Annotated in this window: 18 protein-coding genes; 13 read left to right on the forward strand and 5 right to left on the reverse strand. The window is 66.6% G+C overall.

The window, feature by feature from the left end:
* The 3 genes from tkt to CLV77_RS04240 form a co-directional block, all read right to left on the reverse strand.
* On the reverse strand, positions 1–1,956 hold the full coding sequence (gene tkt / locus CLV77_RS04230; RefSeq protein WP_233128162.1) for a transketolase: 1,956 nt from the start codon (positions 1,954–1,956) through the stop codon (positions 1–3).
* Between the two features lie 93 nt (positions 1,957–2,049).
* Entirely contained in the window at positions 2,050–2,922 is an 873-nt protein-coding gene (locus CLV77_RS04235) for a phosphoribulokinase (RefSeq protein WP_076979113.1), read from the reverse strand.
* A 16-nt stretch (positions 2,923–2,938) separates the two neighbouring features.
* Positions 2,939–3,946 carry a class 1 fructose-bisphosphatase gene (locus CLV77_RS04240; RefSeq protein WP_076979112.1) on the reverse strand — a complete coding sequence of 336 codons (1,008 nt, stop codon included), beginning with the start codon at positions 3,944–3,946 and terminating at the stop codon, positions 2,939–2,941.
* 103 nt (positions 3,947–4,049) lie between these two features.
* On the opposite strand from CLV77_RS04240, the gene CLV77_RS04245 reads away from it, so the two are divergent.
* Positions 4,050–4,976, forward strand: a complete 927-nt coding sequence (locus CLV77_RS04245; protein ID WP_076979111.1) for a LysR family transcriptional regulator — start codon at positions 4,050–4,052, stop codon at positions 4,974–4,976.
* A 172-nt stretch (positions 4,977–5,148) separates the two neighbouring features.
* On the opposite strand, the gene CLV77_RS04250 is transcribed toward CLV77_RS04245, so the two are convergent.
* Positions 5,149–6,030 carry a LysR family transcriptional regulator gene (locus CLV77_RS04250; protein WP_076979110.1) on the reverse strand — a complete coding sequence of 294 codons (882 nt, stop codon included), beginning with the start codon at positions 6,028–6,030 and terminating at the stop codon, positions 5,149–5,151.
* Between the two features lie 120 nt (positions 6,031–6,150).
* Between CLV77_RS04250 and CLV77_RS04255 the strand changes: the two genes are divergently transcribed.
* From CLV77_RS04255 to CLV77_RS04310, 12 genes are all read left to right on the forward strand, one after another.
* Positions 6,151–7,008 (forward strand): putative hydro-lyase, encoded by an 858-nt coding sequence (locus tag CLV77_RS04255; RefSeq protein ID WP_076979109.1) that lies wholly within the window; start codon positions 6,151–6,153, stop codon positions 7,006–7,008.
* 5 nt (positions 7,009–7,013) lie between these two features.
* The gene (locus CLV77_RS04260; RefSeq protein WP_076980980.1) at positions 7,014–8,039 is read left to right on the forward strand and encodes a TRAP transporter substrate-binding protein; all 1,026 of its coding nucleotides are present in this window, start codon (positions 7,014–7,016) and stop codon (positions 8,037–8,039) included.
* On the forward strand, positions 8,036–8,692 hold the full coding sequence (locus CLV77_RS04265; RefSeq protein WP_076979108.1) for a TRAP transporter small permease subunit: 657 nt from the start codon (positions 8,036–8,038) through the stop codon (positions 8,690–8,692). The genes CLV77_RS04260 and CLV77_RS04265 overlap by 4 nt, the downstream gene beginning before the upstream one ends.
* A complete protein-coding gene (locus CLV77_RS04270; protein WP_076979107.1) occupies positions 8,689–9,969 on the forward strand; it encodes a TRAP transporter large permease in 1,281 nt (426 codons plus the stop codon). Before CLV77_RS04265 ends, CLV77_RS04270 begins: the two co-directional genes overlap by 4 nt.
* 52 nt (positions 9,970–10,021) lie before the next feature.
* Positions 10,022–10,675, forward strand: coding sequence for a DUF2848 domain-containing protein (locus tag CLV77_RS04275; RefSeq protein ID WP_076979106.1), 654 nt, complete (start codon positions 10,022–10,024; stop codon positions 10,673–10,675).
* Between the two features lie 172 nt (positions 10,676–10,847).
* Positions 10,848–12,296, forward strand: a complete 1,449-nt coding sequence (locus CLV77_RS04280) for a TrkH family potassium uptake protein (RefSeq protein ID WP_076979105.1) — start codon at positions 10,848–10,850, stop codon at positions 12,294–12,296.
* A 223-nt stretch (positions 12,297–12,519) separates the two neighbouring features.
* Complete coding sequence (locus tag CLV77_RS04285) at positions 12,520–13,227, forward strand: succinate dehydrogenase/fumarate reductase iron-sulfur subunit (protein WP_076979104.1); 708 nt, start codon at positions 12,520–12,522, stop codon at positions 13,225–13,227.
* Complete coding sequence (locus CLV77_RS04290) at positions 13,227–13,559, forward strand: succinate dehydrogenase (RefSeq protein WP_076979103.1); 333 nt, start codon at positions 13,227–13,229, stop codon at positions 13,557–13,559. Before CLV77_RS04285 ends, CLV77_RS04290 begins: the two co-directional genes overlap by 1 nt.
* Positions 13,556–13,900 carry a succinate dehydrogenase/fumarate reductase transmembrane subunit gene (locus CLV77_RS04295; protein WP_076979102.1) on the forward strand — a complete coding sequence of 115 codons (345 nt, stop codon included), beginning with the start codon at positions 13,556–13,558 and terminating at the stop codon, positions 13,898–13,900. The genes CLV77_RS04290 and CLV77_RS04295 overlap by 4 nt, the downstream gene beginning before the upstream one ends.
* A gap of 11 nt (positions 13,901–13,911) precedes the next feature.
* The gene (locus CLV77_RS04300; protein ID WP_076980979.1) at positions 13,912–15,672 is read left to right on the forward strand and encodes an L-aspartate oxidase; all 1,761 of its coding nucleotides are present in this window, start codon (positions 13,912–13,914) and stop codon (positions 15,670–15,672) included.
* Positions 15,669–16,631, forward strand: a complete 963-nt coding sequence (locus tag CLV77_RS04305; RefSeq protein WP_076979101.1) for a fumarate hydratase — start codon at positions 15,669–15,671, stop codon at positions 16,629–16,631. Before CLV77_RS04300 ends, CLV77_RS04305 begins: the two co-directional genes overlap by 4 nt.
* A complete protein-coding gene (locus tag CLV77_RS04310) occupies positions 16,595–17,275 on the forward strand; it encodes a fumarate hydratase C-terminal domain-containing protein (protein ID WP_076979100.1) in 681 nt (226 codons plus the stop codon). Before CLV77_RS04305 ends, CLV77_RS04310 begins: the two co-directional genes overlap by 37 nt.
* A 67-nt stretch (positions 17,276–17,342) precedes the next feature.
* On the opposite strand, the gene CLV77_RS04315 is transcribed toward CLV77_RS04310, so the two are convergent.
* Positions 17,343–17,972, reverse strand: a complete 630-nt coding sequence (locus CLV77_RS04315) for a DedA family protein (RefSeq protein WP_076979099.1) — start codon at positions 17,970–17,972, stop codon at positions 17,343–17,345.
* Positions 17,973–17,977: the final 5 nt, after the last annotated feature.

Here is a 17,977-nt window from a genome sequence, read left to right on the forward strand (position 1 = left end):
TCATGCCAGCAGTTCGCGCGCGGTCTTGGCGACGTTCTCGGCGGTGATGCCGAAGCGGGCGTAGAGGGCCGGGGCAGGGGCCGAGGCACCGAAACCGGTCATGCCGACGAAGGCATCCTCACGGTCCAGCATCCGGTCCCAGCCCTGGCGCACTGCGGCCTCGATGCCGATGCGGGGGGCATCGCCCAGGACCGTGCGGCGATAGCGGCAGTCCTGGCGCTCGAACGCTTCGAAGCAGGGGGCCGAGACGACGGCGGCGGTGATCCCCTCGGCCTCGAGCAGGTCGGCGGCGGCCAGGGCGATCTCGACCTCCGAGCCGGTGGCGATCAGGGTCACGTCGCGCGCCCCTTCGGGCCGGCGCAGCAGGTAGGCGCCAAGCGCGGTCAGGTTCTGGCTGGCGTCATGGTCCGCGTCGCGCAGGGTGGGCAGATTCTGGCGCGACAGGCACATCAGCGTCGGCGTCGCGGTGGACCGGGCGGCCAGTTCCCAAGCCTCGGCGGTTTCGACCGCGTCGGCGGGGCGGATCACGTCGAGATTTGGCATCGCCCGGAGCGAGGCGATCTGTTCCACCGGCTGGTGGGTCGGCCCGTCCTCGCCCAGGCCGATCGAGTCGTGGGTCATCACGTAGGTGACCGGAAGACCCATCAGCGCCGACAGCCGGATCGAGGGGCGGCAGTAATCGGCGAAGGCCAGGAATGTCCCGCCATAGGGGCGCAGGCCCCCGTGCAGGGCGATGCCGTTCATCGCGGCGGCCATGCCGTGTTCGCGAATGCCGTAGTGGATGTAGTCCCCGCTGTAATCCTCGGCCGTGACGGGCCGCATCTTGCTGGAGCGCGTGTTGTTCGAGCCCGTCAGGTCCGCCGAGCCGCCGACCGAGTTGGGCATCGCGGCGTTCAGCGTCTCCAGCGCCATCTCGGAGGCCTTGCGGGTCGCGACCTTGGGCCGGTCCTTCAGCAGGGCGCGGCGGTGCTCGGCCATGGCCTTGCCGATGCGACAGGCCTCGGGCGCGGCCATGTGCCGATCGAAGGCGGCGGTATCGGGGTGTGCCTTGCGGCGGCCTTCCCAGGCGGTGCGGGCCTCAGCCCCGCGCTCGGCCACGGCGCACCAGAGGGCGGCAGCCTCGGCGGGGATGTCGAAGGCAGCGTGGGGCCAACCCAGCTCCTTGCGCGCGGCGGCAATCTCGTCGGCGCCCAGGGGGGCGCCATGCACGCCCGAGCCGCCCTGCTTGTTGGGCGCGCCATAGCCGATGACGGTGCGGCAAGCGATGAGGCTGGGGCGGGGGTCCTGGCGGGCCTCGGCGATGGCTTGGGCGATGGCCTCGGGGTCGTGGCCGTCCACCTTGGTGACATGCCAGCCGCAGGCCGCGAAGCGCGCCGCCTGATCGGTCGAGGTCGACAGGTCGGTCGAGCCGTCGATGGTGATGCCGTTGTCGTCCCACATCACGATCAGCCGGCCCAGCTTCAGGTGGCCCGCCATGTCGGCGGCCTCGTGGCTGATGCCTTCCATCAGGCAGCCGTCGCCGGCCATGACATAGGTGTGGTGATCGACCAGATCGTCGTCGAAGCGGGCGTTCATCATCCGCTCGGCCAGCGCCATGCCAACGGCGGTGGCGATGCCCTGGCCCAGCGGGCCGGTGGTGGTCTCGATCCCCGCCGCATGGCCGTATTCCGGATGGCCCGCCGTGCGGAACCCGTCCTGACGGAAGTTGCGCAGCTGGTCGATGTCCATGTCGGCGTAGCCCAACAGGTGATGCACCGAATAAAGCAGCATCGAGCCGTGGCCCGCCGACAGCACGAAGCGGTCACGGTCGGGCCAGTCGGGGGCGGCGGGATCGACGTTCAGAAAGCGGTTGAACAGGACGGCTGCCACATCGGCCATGCCCATCGGCATGCCGGGGTGGCCGGAATTGGCGGCCTCGACCGCGTCCATCGTCAGCGCGCGGATCGCGTTGGCCATCAGCCGTTCATCGGCCTTGGTGGCCGGGGCGGTCCCCGCAGCGGGGGCAGAGACATTCACATGGGTGTTCATGGTCAAATCCTCAGCAAATCATCAGGCGCGGCGGGAATCGGAGACAAGGCGCTCGACCATCGGGGTGAAGATCAGCTGCATAGCAAGATCCAGCTTGCCCCCCGGAATGACGATCGAGTTGGCGCGGCTCATCCAGCTGTTCTGGATCATCGAGGTCAGATAGCTGAAGTCGATGCCGCGCGGGTTCTTGAAGCGGATGACCACCAGGCTTTCGTCGGCGGTGGGAATCCAGCGGGCGCAGAAGGGGTTCGAGGTGTCCACGACGGGCACGCGCTGGAAATTCACGTCAGTCTCGACGAACTGCGGGCAGATGCAATGCACATAGGCATGCATGCGGCGCAGGATGACGTCGGTCACCGCCTCGGTGCTGTAGCCGCGCATGTTCTTGTCGCGGTGGATCTTCTGGATCCATTCAAGGTTGATGACGGGAACGACCCCGACCTTCAGGTCGGCCAGCTTGGCCAGATTGACCTCGTCGTTGACGACCGCCCCGTGCAGCCCTTCGTAGAACAGCAGGTCCGAGCCGGGCTCCAGCTCCTCCCAGTCGGTGAAATGTCCGGGCGGGGTGCCGAATTTCTCGGCCTCCTCCTCATCGTGGATATAGTGGCGGGTGTGCCCGGTGCCGGTCTTGGAATAATCCGAGAAGACGCGCTGAAGCTCGTCGAGGGCATTGGCCTCGAAGCTGAAGTGGCTGAAGGTCTCGTCGCCCGCCTCCAGCCGCTTGCGCAGCTCGTCCTTCATCTCGGCGCGGTTGTAGCGGTGGAAAGCATCGCCCTCGATCGCCACCGCCTTGACGCCCTCGCGCCGGAAGATCTGATCGAAGGTGGACTTGACCGTGGTCGTGCCGGCCCCGGAGGATCCGGTGACCGAGATGATGGGGTGTTTCGTGCTCATGCTATTGGGGCCCTCCTCAGGCGCGGAACAGACCGCGATTGCCGAACAGGGCCGACACTTCGCTTTCGGGCAGGGTGTTGTAGGCGGTGACGCGCTCGACCATCTCGCGCGAGCCGAAGACCAGCGGCGTGCGCCCGTGCAACGTGTCAGCGCGCAGGCGCATCAGCGGGTCGAACCCGTCGGTGGCGCCACCGGCGGCCTGTTCGATGACAAAGGCGATGGGCGCGCATTCATAGACCATGCGCAAACGGCCCTGACCGTAGCCAGGGCGGGCGTCGCCGGGATAAAGGAACAACCCGCCCCGGGTCAGGATGCGATGGGTTTCCGCAACCAGCGACGCCACCCAGCGCATGTTGAAATCCGTGGCCCGCGGCCCCTCGGCGCCGGCAAGGCAATCGTCGATGAAGGCGCGCACCGGGCGCGACCAGTGCCGGTAGTTCGACGCGTTGATCGCGAACTCGGACGAGGTGGCGGGAATGTTCAGCCGCTCGCTGACCAGCACGAAGCTCCGGCTCGCGGGGTCCAGCACATACTGCCGGGCGCCGTCGCCGTAGGTCACCACCAGACAGGTCTGGGGCCCATAGATGAAATAGCCCCCCGCCAGCTGCTCGGAGGCGGGGCGCAGGAAGCTGGCGTCGGCTTCCGTCTCGGCCGGGAAGATCGAGAAGATCGTGCCGATCGAGACGTTGGCGTCGATATTGGACGATCCGTCCAGCGGGTCGATCGCCAAGGCCAGTGTGCCCTCGGCGTCGAGGGGCACGACCACGTCCTGTTCTTCGGAAGCGTACCAGCGCACGCCGGTCCCCCCAAGGGCGGCGGCGAAGGCGTCGTCGGCGATGACATCCAGGGCCTTCTGGTGATCGCCGTCGGAATTCTCGCCCACTTCGGAATGCAGGTTGGTGGTGTTCAGGGGGCCGCGGGCGATCGTCTGCGCAAGCGTGATCGCGACCTCGCAGAGCGCCGCCATTGTCGGGGCCAGGCTGGCCGGTGCGTCGGCAGCAACGCTATCGTTGTGGTGTTCCATGAACCGCCCTCCCTTGCGATTTGTTGGTCTCACACCGTTGTCATGGCATGGGTGGCGGTTTATTCAAATTTAAGAAACGTGAGAGAGGGTATAAAAAAAATAAATGAACCTGACCGACTCCGTGACCCTCAAACAGCTCCGTACCCTCTGTGCCATCCGCGATGCCGGAAGCCTGGCGGGGGCGGCCACGCGGCTCAACCTGACGGCTCCCGCAGTGCACACCCAGCTGCGCAAGCTCGAGGAGCAGGCGGGCTGTCTTCTGGTGGTGCGTGGGGGCGGCGCCGCGGCCCGGCTGACCATGGAAGGGGTGCGCCTGTGCGAGGCCCAGGAACGGATCGATGCCATCCTCGCCAAGGTCGAGGCCGAGATCGCCACTCTGCGCGACGGCCACACCGGTCGCGTCTGCCTCGGGGTGGTCAGCACGGGCAAGTATTTCGCCCCCGGCCTGGTGGCCCTGGTGCGCCGCGCCCACCCCGGTCTCGATGTCGTTCTCAAGGTCGGTAACCGGGACGAAATTGTCCTTTTGCTTCAACAGGGTGTCGTCGATCTCGTCATCATGGGCCGGCCTCCCCGGCAGCCCCTGGTGACCGCCTACACCATCGGTGACCACCCCCATGTGATGATCGCCCAACCCGGCCATCCGCTGGTCGGCAGACGGGCCGAGATCACCGCCCACGACATCCTGTCGGAGACCATAATCTCGCGCGAACAGGGCTCGGGAACGCGGATCCTGATGACCCGCTACCTCGACCGGATCGGCGAGGGGGAGCCCTATTCCACCATCGAGATGGACTCCAACGAGACCATCAAGCAGGCGGTCATGGCGGGGCTCGGAATCGCCCTCATCTCGCAGCACACGGTGATCGAGGAATTGCGCGCCGGGCGGCTGGCGCGGATCGACTTCGGGGACCTGCCGATCCTGCGCCACTGGTTCGTCCTCCACGACGCCGCGATCGAGCCGTCGGGCGCCGTGAAGACGGTTCTGGACTTCGTTCGCGACCAGCACGGCGCGTTTTTGCCGCAGCTCTAGAGCGCGAAGTGCGCGACCTCGCCACAACCTGAAGGTGACATTAGGGAGGCCATGTCGCACCCCCGGTCCCGAAATCGCCACCGCGATTCTTCAGTGTCGCGAAAATATCCCCGCCGGAGGCCCCCGAATCCCGTCCCGCGGACCGCCGGGCCCAGGGGGATTCGCCCCCGCCTCAGGTCTCCGCCCCGGTCTCGGCCGCGTGCTCCAGCGCCACCTCGCGGGCCATCTGTGCCGCCCGTGCCGCCAGCGCATCGCGCGGATGCCCGATGTAGGAGGCCGAGAAGCTCAGCGGCCGCGGCATCCAGCCGGGATCGAACTCCCGGATGCGGCCGGGCTGCATGCGCTCACCCAGCACCCGGGGAAAGACCCCGACGCCAAGGCCCGCCGCCACCATCTCGAACCCCGCCGAAAGCGAGCTTGACGAGAACATCTGGATCCCGTTGCCATAGCGGTCCTGCAACTGGGTGCGCAGCTCCAGGTAGGGGCGGGTCTGCCGGTGGTAGCTGATGACCGGCACCCGGGTCAGGTCCGGCTTCTCCAGCGCCACGGGCCGGAACCAGGCCATGGCGAATTCCGGCAGCTCGACATTCTCGACGCTGTAGTCCGAGACCGGCCCCATCAGAAGCGCCAGGTCCAGCGTCCGGTCGAAGAGGTGTTCGCGCAGGTTGCGCGAAATATCGACCGAGATCTCGATCGTCACCCTGGGATGGGTGGCGCGCAGCCGGCCAAGGAACTCGGGCAGCCAGGATTGCACGATGGTCTCGGCTACGCCCAGGCGTAGCAGGGCCGTCATGTTCTCGGGCGGGACCACCTCGGCGCGGATACGCTCTACCGATTGCAGGATCTGTTCCGCATGGGTGCGCAGCATCACGCCCTGCTTTGTCAGCATCACCCCCTTGCGCGACCGGTCCAGAAGCTGGGTGCCCAAATCGGCCTCCAGCAGGGCGATCCGGTTCGAGACGGCGGGTTGCGAGATGTTCATCTGTTGCGCCGCCCTGCGGATCCCGCCCAGCCGCGCCACCCACAGGAAGGTGCGAAGTTGCTCAAGGGTCATGGGCGGTCTTTCTTATGCGGATCCGGGGCGTTCCGGCCTGCATACGATCAGATTACCGGATCATAAACGATAAAAATTCAAAATTTGACATTATCTCCCCGGCGGCGTTCTCCTTTGCCCATGACAACGACCCCCTCCTTGCGCAGCCATGCGGATTTGCGTGCCCTCGACAGCGGCGCCCTTCGGGCTGTTCTGCGCGCGGGGCAATATGCCGGCACGACGGCGGGGCTGGCCGATGGCCGCCTGCAAAGCAACATCGTCATCCTGCCGCGGGCCCAGGCTGCCGATTTCCGCGCCTTCTGCGAGGCCAATCCAAAGCCCTGTCCGCTGAACGCGATCACCGCGCCCGGCCAGCCCGCCTTTCCCGGCCTGGGGCGCGACATCGACCTGCGCAGCGATCTGCCCTTCTACCATGTCTACCGCCACGGCGTTCTGGCCGAGCGGACGGCCGACATCACCCACCTCTGGCAGCCCGATTTCACCGGCTTCGCGCTGGGCTGCTCGTTCACCTTCGAACGCGCGCTGATCTCCGCCGGCATCCCCATCCGCCATATTGAGCGCGGCACCGTCGTGCCCATGTACCGCACCGGGATCCAGACCGTGCGGCGCGGCGTATTCGGCGGGCCGGTGGTGATGACCATGCGCCCCATCCGCCGCGACCGGCTGGAGGAGGTGATGCAGATCTGCGCCCGCTTCCCCCATGCCCACGGCACGCCCATGCACGTGGGCGACCCGGCCGGGGTGGGGCTTTCCAGCCTCGATCATCCCGACTGGGGAGAGCCCGTGCCCGTCGCCGCCAACGAGATCCCCGTCTTTTGGGGCTGTGGCGTCACCCCGCAGGTGGCCCTGCTCGAGGCCGCGCTTCCAATCGCGATCACCCATGCGCCCGGATCCATGCTGGTGACCGATCTCGACGAAACCAAGGTGCCCCGCCCCGAAGCGGACACCATCCTTCCAACAGAAACCGAGGAAACCTGACCATGATGATGCGACCCCTGGCCGTAACCGCCATGCTGCTGGCCGGCACCACCCTCCAGGCCGAGACCCTTTCCGTCGTCGGAAGCTGGAGCGGCCTGCCGCTGCACAAGAATTACGAACAACCCTTCTGGACCGAGAAGCTGCCCGCCGCTGCCGGCGATCTCGACGTCAGCCTGACCACCCATGACCAGATGGGCATCGGCGGCGGCGACGTCTTCCGCATGCTGGGCGACGGCGTCTTCGACGTGGGCATGACCGTGGCCGATTACGCCGTGGCCGACACCCCCGCGCTTGAGGGTCTCGACGTGCCGATGCTGGCCGATGACGCCGACCAGGCCAAGAAGCTGGTCGATGCCGCCCGCCCGCTGGTCGACGACATCTACAAGGACGTCTTCAACGCCAAGGTTCTGGGCGTCGCGCCCTATCCGCCGCAGGTCGTCTTCTGCAACGCCGAGATCGGCAGCCTTGAGGATCTCAAGGGCAAGAAGGTCCGTGCCTCGGGCCGGATGACCGCCAAGCTTCTCGACGCGCTGGGCGCCGAGGGTGTCAACGTCAGCTTCGGCGAAGTGCCGGGCGCGTTGCAGAAGGGCGTGGTCGACTGTGCCGTCACCGGCGCCGGCTCGGGCTATTCCGCCGGTTGGTGGGAGGTGTCGACCCACCTGCTGCCGATCCCGCTGGGCGGCTGGGATCCGGTCGTGATCGCCATGAACATGGACAAGTGGAACAGCCTGTCGCCCGAGCTTCAGCAGACCGTGCAGACCGGGGTCGATCAGGATCTGGTCGCCCCGGCCTGGACTGCTGCCCAGGGTGCGCTTGAAACCGACATCGCCTGCCTGACCGGCAACGGCGAATGCCCCGTCGGCGACGCCCACGAGATGACCCTGGTCGAGCCCGCCGAGGGCGATGTCGCGACCGTCCGCGAAGCCCTGACCGGCACGGTTCTGCCCGACTGGTCCGAGCGCGTGGGCGCCGAGTGGACTGCCCGCTGGAACGATACGGTCGGCGCCGCCGCCGGTCTGACCATCGAATGATCCAGCCCGCGCCCGTGCCCGCCGCCGCCTCGGATCCCGCGCCCGCGGGCCGGACGGTCCTGTTGCTGCGGCGGATCAACACGGGCGTGGCCCTGTCGGCCGGCGCGCTGCTGATGCTGACCGTTGCCGTCACGCTTTACGACGTGGTGGCGCGGCGGCTTGGCGGCTCGCTGGGCGGCACCGATGAGATCTCGGGCTATGCCATGGCGATCGCCACCGCCTGGGGGCTTTCCTATGCGCTGACCGAGCTTGTGCACGTGCGGATCGATCTGATCCGCGCGCGCCTTACCGCCGGCCCCCGGGCCCTGATGGACCTGCTGTCGATCCTGACCATCGCCGGGGTGGCGATGCTGGTGGCGGTCCAGGGCTGGGGCGTGCTGGCCAAGACATTCGCCCATGACGCCCGGGCCAACACCCCGCTCGAGACGCCGCTGTGGATCCCGCAGATCCTGTGGTGGACGGGCTGGCTGTGGTTCGCGCTGTCGGCCTCCATCCTGTCTTTGGTGGCGCTGGTCGCCGTGGCGCGCCGCGACCCCGAGGCGGTGGCCGCCGCTGCCGGCATCGACGAGGGCGCCGAGACGGCAGAGCTGCCGCTTCACGGCGAAGATGACCACCGCGACGACAGCGGCGCGGACCGGGGGACGGGGCAATGATCTGGTTCACGACTGTCGGCCTTCTGGGCCTTCTGGCGCTGTCGCTGCCGGTGGGCATCGTCCTTTTCCTGCTGTCCGTCGGCCTCGACGTCTTCTTCAGCCCCTTTCCCCTGATGCGGGGGCTGGGGCAGGTGGTCTGGTCCTCGTCCAACAGCGCCACGCTGATCGCCATTCCCTTTTTCGTGCTGCTGGGCGAGGTGCTGGTGCGCAGCAACGTGGCTCAGCGGACCTATGCCGCGCTGAACACCTGGGTAAGCTGGCTGCCGGGTGGCCTGACCCATGCCAACATCGCCACGGCGACCATGTTCTCGGCGACCTCGGGCTCATCTGTGGCCACGGCCGCGACAGTTGCCACGGTCGCCATGCCCCAGGCCGAGAAGCTGGGCTATGACCAACGGCTCTTCTCGGGCGCGATCGCGGCAGGTGGCACCCTGGGCATCATGATCCCGCCCTCGATCAACTTGATCGTCTACGGTTTTTTGACCGAAACCTCGATCCCGCAACTGTTTCTGGCCGGCCTGCTGCCGGGCCTTCTGCTGGCGCTGCTGTTCATGGCGGTAACGGTGCTGATCTGCATGATCCGCCCCGAGCTGGGCGGGCCTACCGCCCGCAGCACATGGGGCGAGAAGCTGGCCAGCCTCAAGGACCTGGTGCCGATCTTCGGCCTGTTCCTGGTGGTCGTGGGCTCGATCTACGCAGGGCTTGCCACACCGACCGAGGCCGCGGCCGTGGGCGTCGGCATCGCCTTCCTGATCGCCGGCATGCAGCGCGCGCTGAGCCTTTCGATGCTGCGCGAGGCGCTGCTGGGCACGATCCGCACCACCGCGATGATCATGCTGGTGGTGATTGGCGCCTATGTGCTGAACTTCGTGCTCACCGCCGCCGGCGTCAGCCGTGCCCTGACCAACCTGCTGAACGGGCTGGGGTTCGAGGCGCTGGGCATGCTGCTGGTGATCGTGCTGATCTATATCGTGCTGGGCTTTTTCATCGAGACCCTATCGCTGATGGTGGCGACGATCCCGATCGTCGTGCCGATCATCGAGCAGCTGGGCTATGACAAGGTCTGGTTCGGCATCCTGATGATCCTGCTGGTCGAGATGGCGCTGATCACCCCGCCCGTGGGCCTGAACCTCTACGTCGTGCACAGTGCCCGGCGGGGCGGCAGTTTCAGCGACGTGATGGTCGGAGCGATCCCCTACGTGCTGGCGATGCTGGTGATGGCGGGCGCGCTGATTGCGGTGCCGCAGATCGCGCTGCTGCTGCCCTCGATCCTGTAGCGATACCGGCACCGACATTCCCGAACATGCAAGCACCGGAAAGGCTTGAGAGATGAAGTTCAACTCTTCCCAGGGCGTCGTGGACGCCCCCCTGCGCCGGCTGATCGTGGCCGGCTGGACCGCCCGCGACCGGGCTGCCGTCGATCACCACATCGAGGAGCTGGCGGCGATCGGGGTCGCGCCGCCGTCGGAGGTGCCGCTTTTCTACCAGGTGGCGGCGGACTTGCTGACCCCCGCCGACCGGATCGAGGCGCTGGGCCCCGAAACCTCGGGCGAGGCCGAACCGCTGCTGGTCCACGCCGGCAAGCGGATGTGGCTGGGCCTGGCCTCGGACCACACCGACCGTGCGCTCGAGGCCTACTCGGTGGCCCATTCCAAGCAGATCGCGGCCAAGCCCTGTGCGTCCGAATTGTGGGCCTATGACGAGGTCGAGGATCACCTGGACAAGCTGGTCCTGCGCTCTTGGATCGAGGAGGAGGGGGCCGAGACCCTTTACCAGGAAGGACCGCTTTCGGGCCTGCTTCCCCTGTGCGACCTGGCCGAGCGGGCGGGGCTGACGCCGGGGATGGCGATGCTGTGCGGCACCATGCCAGCGATCGGCGGCGTGCGGGCCGCGCCCGGCCTGCGAATGGAACTGCACGACCCGGTTCTGGGGCGGACCATCTCCCATGCCTACAGGGTCGAGGTGCTGGACATCGTCAACTGAGGGTCGGGGGCGGCCGGACATCGCCGGCCCAGCCCCTTACCGACCCCTGATCGACCCGGACGGCGCCTGACCGACCGCCCGCGCAATCCCGCCATGCCCTCTTGCCGTGACATCTTGTCATTGCCGCCGGACGGGCGTAGCCCAAGGGGCGAAGATACGGTCAGGCACCGGGATGAATCCAAGACCCGTCGTATACATTCTGGGCTTTCTGCTGATCGCCATGGGGCTGGCCATGCTTCCCTCGGCCCTGCTCGACGCCGTGGACGCGGCCGAAAGCTGGAAGATCTTCGGCCTGACCGGCGCTTTCACCGTTCTTTTCGGCGTGATGCTGGTGCTTGCCAACCGCGAGTCCGATCCCGCCGCGCTGACCCTTCGACAGGCCTTCATCCTGACCACGGCGGTCTGGGTGTTGCTGCCGCTGGCGGGCGCGCTGCCTTTCATGGCGGGGGCCACCGCCGCCACCCTGACGGACGCCTATTTCGAGGCCGTTTCCGGAATGACCACCACCGGCGCCACGGTTTTCGTGGGGCTGGGGGATCTGCCGCGCGGCATCTTGCTGTGGCGCGGGATCCTGCAATGGCTGGGCGGGCTGGGCATCGTGGTGGTGGCCATGATCTTCCTGCCGGTGATGGCCGTGGGCGGGATGCAGTTCTTTCGCACGGAAGGCTTCGACACGCTGGGCAAGGTGATGCCGCGCGCCTTCGACATCGCCCGGTCGCTCCTTGGGGTCTACGTGTTGCTGACGGGGCTTTGCTTTGCCGCCTATTGGGCCTTCGGGATGCGCCCCTTCGATGCGGTGGTTCACGCGCTGACCACGACATCGACGGGGGGCTTTTCGACCGATGACGCCTCGTTCGGGCGGTTCCGGGGGCCACTGGAATATGTGGCGGTGATCTTCATGATCCTGGCCTCCCTTCCGTTCATCCGCTTTGTCCAGCTGGTCCAGGGGCGGCCGCGGCCGCTGGTGGCCGACATCCAGGCCCGCGCCTATCTGCGCTGGACGGCGGCGGCGGTGCTGATGATCTTTGCCTACAGGATCTGGCAAGAGGCTTCCGAGCCTGTCACCGAGACGCTTCGCGAGACGCTTTTCAACGTGGTCAGCCTGTTCTCGGGCACCGGGTTCGGCAGCGTCGATCTGAACGGCTGGGGGGCGTTTCCGCTGGTGGTGCTGGTCTTGGTCGGGCTGATCGGGGGGTGCACCGCGTCGACCGGCTGCTCGATCAAGGTGTTCCGCTGGCTGGTGGCGATCCAGTGCATCCGCAGCCAGATCCGGCAGATCCGCCACCCTCACGCGGTATTGCGGCCGCGGCTGGGCGCGGTGCCACTGTCGGACGGGGTCATCGACTCCGTGATGACCTTCTTTACCCTCTTCATCCTGACGCTGGGGGCGCTGGCGGTGGGGCTGTCCCTGTCGGGCCTGTCTTTCCAGACTTCGATCACCGCCGCCTGGACCGCCATTGCCAATGTCGGCCCCGCCTTCGGCCCCGAGGTCGGCCCCACCGGGGCGCTGGCAGGCTTTCCGGTGATCGCCAAATGGCTGCTGGTGGCGGGCATGCTGTTCGGCCGGTTGGAAATCATCGCGGTCTACGTCCTGCTGCTGCCCCGGTTCTGGCGCGGTTAGGGGCCGGGTTGGGGCCGCGGGCGAGGGTCGTAGCGATAGCCAGGCTATCCAAACCTATAAGATTTTATTCCTTTTCGTTAGAAAAGCTGAGGATTAGAGTTGCCCGGTCCCGGCCCGCAATGCCCTTGGCGTCGGTCCGGTCCCTGCATTCTGCAATCGGAGCATCGACGGTTTGACCACGGATAAAGCAGATACCCCGGGCGAGGATATCGCCACCCAGGTCATGAAAGTCTCGGTCTGGCGGGGCGATGCCGAGGCGGGCGCCTACCGCGAGTATTCCGTGCCCCTGCGCGAAAGCCAGACGATTCTGGACGTGGTGGCCTGGATCCAGCAGCACGAGGATCCGACCCTGTCCTACCGCTATGCCTGTCGGGTCGGCATGTGCGGATCCTGCGCGATGATGGTCAACGGCCAGCCGCGCTGGACCTGCCGGACCCATGTGAAAAAGGTGCTGAAGGACGGCGGGCTGACGGTGGCGCCCCTGCGCAATCTGCCGGTGATCAAGGATCTGGCCACCGACATGGACCCGTTCTTTGAAAAATGGGTGGCCGCCGGCGGCGTGCACCACCCGACCCGGTCGCGCCACGACCCCATTGATGCCGTCACCCCCGACAGCGAGGGCCGGGCCGAGGCCGATGCGGGCATCGAATGCATCAACTGTTCGGTCTGTTATGCGGCCTGCGATGTGGTGGCGGCAGATGCCGATTATCTGGGGCCAGCGGCGCTGAACCGGGCCTGGACGCTTTACAACGACAGCAAGGACGGCGGCGGTCAGACGATCCTGGATGCGGTCTCGGCGCACGGGGGCTGTCACAGCTGCCACAGTCAGGGCAGCTGCACCCGGTTCTGCCCGAACGAGCTGAACCCGATGCAATCGATCGCGGGGCTGAAGCGGGCGACGGCATGGTCGTTCCTGAAAGGGGGCAAGTGATGCTGGATCTGCGGCTTTACATGGTGCAACGGCTGAGCGCGCTGGTGATGGTGCCGCTGGTGCTGGGGCATATCGCGGTGATGATCTACGCCATTCAGGGCGGGCTTTCGACGGGCGAGATCCTGTCGCGGACCCAAGGCAGCCTTGGCTGGGGTCTCTTCTATGGCCTCTTCGTTCTGGCGGTGTCGATCCACGCCGCCATCGGCCTGCGGGTCATCGTGTTCGAGACCTTCGGCCTGCGCGGCGCGGCGCTGAGCCTGTTGATGTGGGCCACGGGGCTGGGGCTGCTTTATCTGGGGGCACGGGCCGTTCTGGCCGTGACGCTGGCATGAGGATCCGTCCCCACCGGTCCCACCCGCTGTGGCTGGCGTTCCTGTTGCACCGTATCTCGGGGCTGGGTCTGGCGCTGTTTCTGCCCGCGCATTTCTACGTGCTGGCGATGGCCGTGAGCCGCCCCGCCGATCTGGACGGGTTCCTGGCATTGACCGACAGCCCCTTGGTCAAGTTCGCGGAATTCGGTCTGGTCTTTCTGCTGGCGGTGCACATCTTCGGCGGGCTGCGGTTGATGGCGCTGGAATGGCTGCCCTGGACCGGGTGGCAGAAGACGCTGGCGGCCTCGGCCGTCGGGCTGGCCTTTCTGGTCTCGGGCACCTTTCTTTTGCAGGCGGTATGAGCATGAGCGCGATGAACACCAGTATCGAGCGGCACGACACCGACATCCTGATCCTGGGCACCGGCGGTGCGGGTCTTTTCGCCGCCCTCCACGCCCAGCAGACGGCACCCGCCGGCACCAAGATCACCATCGCTGTCAAGGGGCTGATCGGCAAATGCGGCTGCACCCGGATGGTGCAGGGAGGCTATAACGTGGCCCTTGGTGGCGGCGACACGGTCGAGCGGCATTTCATGGACACGATCAACGGCGGCAAGTGGCTGCCCAATCAGGACATGGCGTGGAAACTGTGCGAACAGGCTGTCGTGCGCATCCGCGAACTTGAGAACGAGATCGGTTGCTTCTTCGACCGCAACGCCGACGGCAGCCTGCATCAGAAGGCTTTTGCCGGGCAGACCGCCGACCGCACCGTCCACAAGGGCGATCTGACCGGGATCGAGATCATCAACCGCCTGATGGAACAGGTCCTGTCGCGCCCGCTGGAACGCTTGCAGGAACACCGCGCCATCGGCCTGATCCCCACCCGCGACGGCAGCGCGCTGGCCGGGGTGCTGTTCATCGACATGCGCAGCGGCAAATTCCGTTTCGTGCGGGCCAAGACGGTGCTGATGGCCACCGGCGGCGGGCCGACCATGTACAAGTATCACACCCCCTCGGGCGACAAGACGATGGACGGGCTGGCGATGGCCCTGCGGGCGGGCCTGCCCTTGCGCGACATGGAGATGGTGCAGTTTCACCCCACCGGCCTGCTGGCGGGCGAGCATACCAAGATGACCGGCACCGTGCTGGAGGAGGGTCTGCGCGGCGCGGGCGGCCAGCTTCTGAACGGCTCGGACCATCGGTTCATGTTCGACTATGACGCCAAAGGCGAACGGGCGACCCGCGATGTGGTCAGCCGAGGCATCTACGCCGAGATGCGCAAGAACAACACCAGCGAGAATGGCGGCGTCTTCATCTCGATGGCCCATCTGGGGCCCGAGAACGTGCGCAAGAAATTCTCGGGCATGGTCAAACGCTGCGCCGACTCGGGCTTCGATCTGGCCGGCGGCAAGGTCGAGGTGGTGCCGACGGCGCATTACTTCATGGGCGGCGTGGTGGTCGACCCCGACACCCGCACCGCGATGGAAGGGCTTTACGTCGCCGGCGAAGACGCGGGCGGGGCCCACGGCTCGAACCGGCTGGGGGGCAATGGGGTCGCGAACTCGACCGTCTATGGCGGGGTTGCCGGTGACGTGATGGGCACCGACATCCGCCGCATGGGCGCCCTGCGCGACCCGGACGAGGATGTCCTGGCCGCCGAGATTGCCCGCGCCACCCATCCGCTGACCCGCAAGCCTGGCAACGTGCTGGAGCTGCGCATGAAACTGCAGGACGCCATGTGGGAAGACGTGGGCGTCATGCGCACCGCCTTCGGGCTGGAACGTGGGGCGCAGGCCGTCGCCAGCATTGGCGACGCGCTGATGGACGTGGGCGTCGACGGCTCGAACCTTGCGTTCAACCTGACATGGCACGACTGGCTGAACATGCGCTCGCTTTGTGATATATCCGGGGTGATCGCGCGGGCGGCGCTGGCGCGTGAAAACTCGCGCGGGGCCCATTTCCGCGAGGATTTCCCCGAAAGCGGCTCGATGGAAAGCTCGTATTTCACGGTGGCCCGTCAGCAGGGCGACACGGTGGACGTCAGCCGCGAGGACGTGCAGTTCACCATCGTCCGCCCCGGCGAGACGGTGCTGCCCGCCCATGAACCCGAAACACTGGTGGAGGCCGCGCAATGATTTCGATCGACCTTATCGAGAAGACCGCAGGCGTGTTGATGGACAAGGCCGCCATCGAGATCCCGCAGGATTATCTGGACGGGCTGGAAGGTGCCGCCGAGGTCGAGGACGGCGATCTGTCGTCCTTCGTGCTTCAGGCGATGCTTGAAAACTACAAGGCCGCCAAGGAAGACCGCCGCGCCATGTGCGGCGATACGGGCTGTCCGCGCTGGTATGTGAAGATGGGCAACGACGCCCGCATCGAAGGCGGCCCCGTGGCGCTTGAGGCCGCGCTGCGCCGGGCGACGGCGGATGCCACCAACGGCGTGCCCCTGCGGCCCAACCGGGTGCATCCCCTGTGGCGCACCGATCACAACAACAACGTCGGCATCGGCGCCCCCGAGATCGAATACGGCTTCGAGCCGGGCGGCGAGTGGATCGACCTCATCACCGTCCACAAGGGCGGGCTGTTCGGCACCGATTACCGGATGCTCTTCCCCTCGGACGGGATCGAGGGGATCAAGCGGTTCTACCTCGACAGCCTCGTGGCCTTCGGCAAACGCGGTCTGGCCTGTCAGCCGGCGATCATCGGCATCGGTCTGGGCGGGTCAAAAGACACTTGCATGGTGCTGGGCAAACGTGCGGCCTGCCTGCGCACCGTCGGCGACCGCAACCCCGACCCCAAGATCGCCGAGCTTGAGGACGAGTTCAAGGAACTGGGCAACTCGATCGGGATGGGCGCGATGGGCTTTGTCGGCAAGTCGATGGTCATCGACTGCAACATCGAGGTCGGCTATTGCCACACGGGCGGCATGCAGATGTCGGTGCACGCCTTCTGCCTGTCCTCGCGCCGCGCCGTCGCCCGCATCCATTCGGACGGGCGGGTCGAATACCGCACAGACCCCGAATGGTTCACCCCTTATCAACGCCGGGAGACAGTGGAATGGGAAACACCGCAATGCCACGAGAAATCCGCCTGAGCACAACGCCCACGCCCGAGGCGCTGGCCGAGTTGCGTCTGGGGGATATCGTCTATCTGGACGGTCTGATGTATACCGCCCGGGAGGGCGTCTATAAGCGCGCGCTTGAGGAAAAGGCCAATATTCCGATGGAGTTGCCGTCGGAAAGTGCCGCGAACTTCCATTGCTCGCCCGCGGCAAGGATCAATGCCGACGGCAGCTTCGATCTGGGGGCCGTGACGGCCACGGCCTCGTTCCGCTTTGCCAAGTGGCTGCCCGAATGGCTGGAGAAATCCGGCGCCAAGCTGGTGATCGGCAAGGGCGGGATGAGCAGCAAGGACTACAAGTCCTACTTCGTGCCGAACGGTGCCATCTATCTCAGCACCGTGGGTTATGGCACCGGCGCGTTGCTGGGGCGCGGCGTCGAGAATGTCGAGGCCGTCCACTGGAACGACGAGCTGGGTCTGGCGCAGGCCATGTGGGTGATCCGCTGCAACAGGATGGGGCCGTTCATCGTGGCTTCGGACAACGAGGGCAATTGCCTGTTCGAGCGTGAGAACGCCAAGATCGCCGAGAACCTGCATCGGGTCTACGAGGGCACGCGCCCCGCGACCCTGAAACGTTACGGCGAAACCGATGACCGGTCGGACGAGGTCATCGGCTAAGGGGCAGCGGCGCCGGAGCTGTCCCGCAGCCGCACGGTCATGGCCCCCCTGGGGGGCGTTTCGCGCCCTAGTCGGCGGGCCGGTTGTCCGGGGTCTCTTCGGTCTGGCCCGTGCCCTTGATGACCCGGAAGACATACCAGGCAATCGCGCCGACAAGGATGGCGGTCGAGACCGGGTTCACCCAGCTTGCAACCTTGTCATACTGGCTTTCCAGCAGGTAGCCGGCGGCGGCCAGGAAGGCCGTCCAGAACAGACTGCCGAGCGAGGTGTAGATCAGGAACGGGGTCAGCGGCATGTCGGCGATGCCCGCCGGCACCGAGATCAGCGTCCGCACGCCCGGGATCATCCGCCCGATCAGCACCGCCTTCCAGCCGTGCTTGTCGAACCAGCTGATCGAGGCGTCCACCTCGCGGGGCGAGAGGGTCAGCCAGCGGCCGTGGCGCTTGGCGAAGTTGCGCAGGCGCTCCTCGCCGATCAGCTTGCCGACGTAGTACCAGATCAGCGCACCCAGGACCGAGCCCGCGGTGCCCGCCAACACGACGAAGATGATGTTGAGTGTTCCCTGTGCCGCAAGGAACCCGCCCAGCGGCATCACCAGCTCGGACGGGATCGGGGGGAAGACGTTCTCTCCCAGCATCAGGGCGAACAGGCCGAAATATCCCGCCGACCCCATGTAACCGACGATCCAATCAAACATTTCCG

The sequence above is a fragment of the Brevirhabdus pacifica genome, assembly GCF_002797755.1.
Lineage (GTDB): Bacteria > Pseudomonadota > Alphaproteobacteria > Rhodobacterales > Rhodobacteraceae > Brevirhabdus > Brevirhabdus pacifica.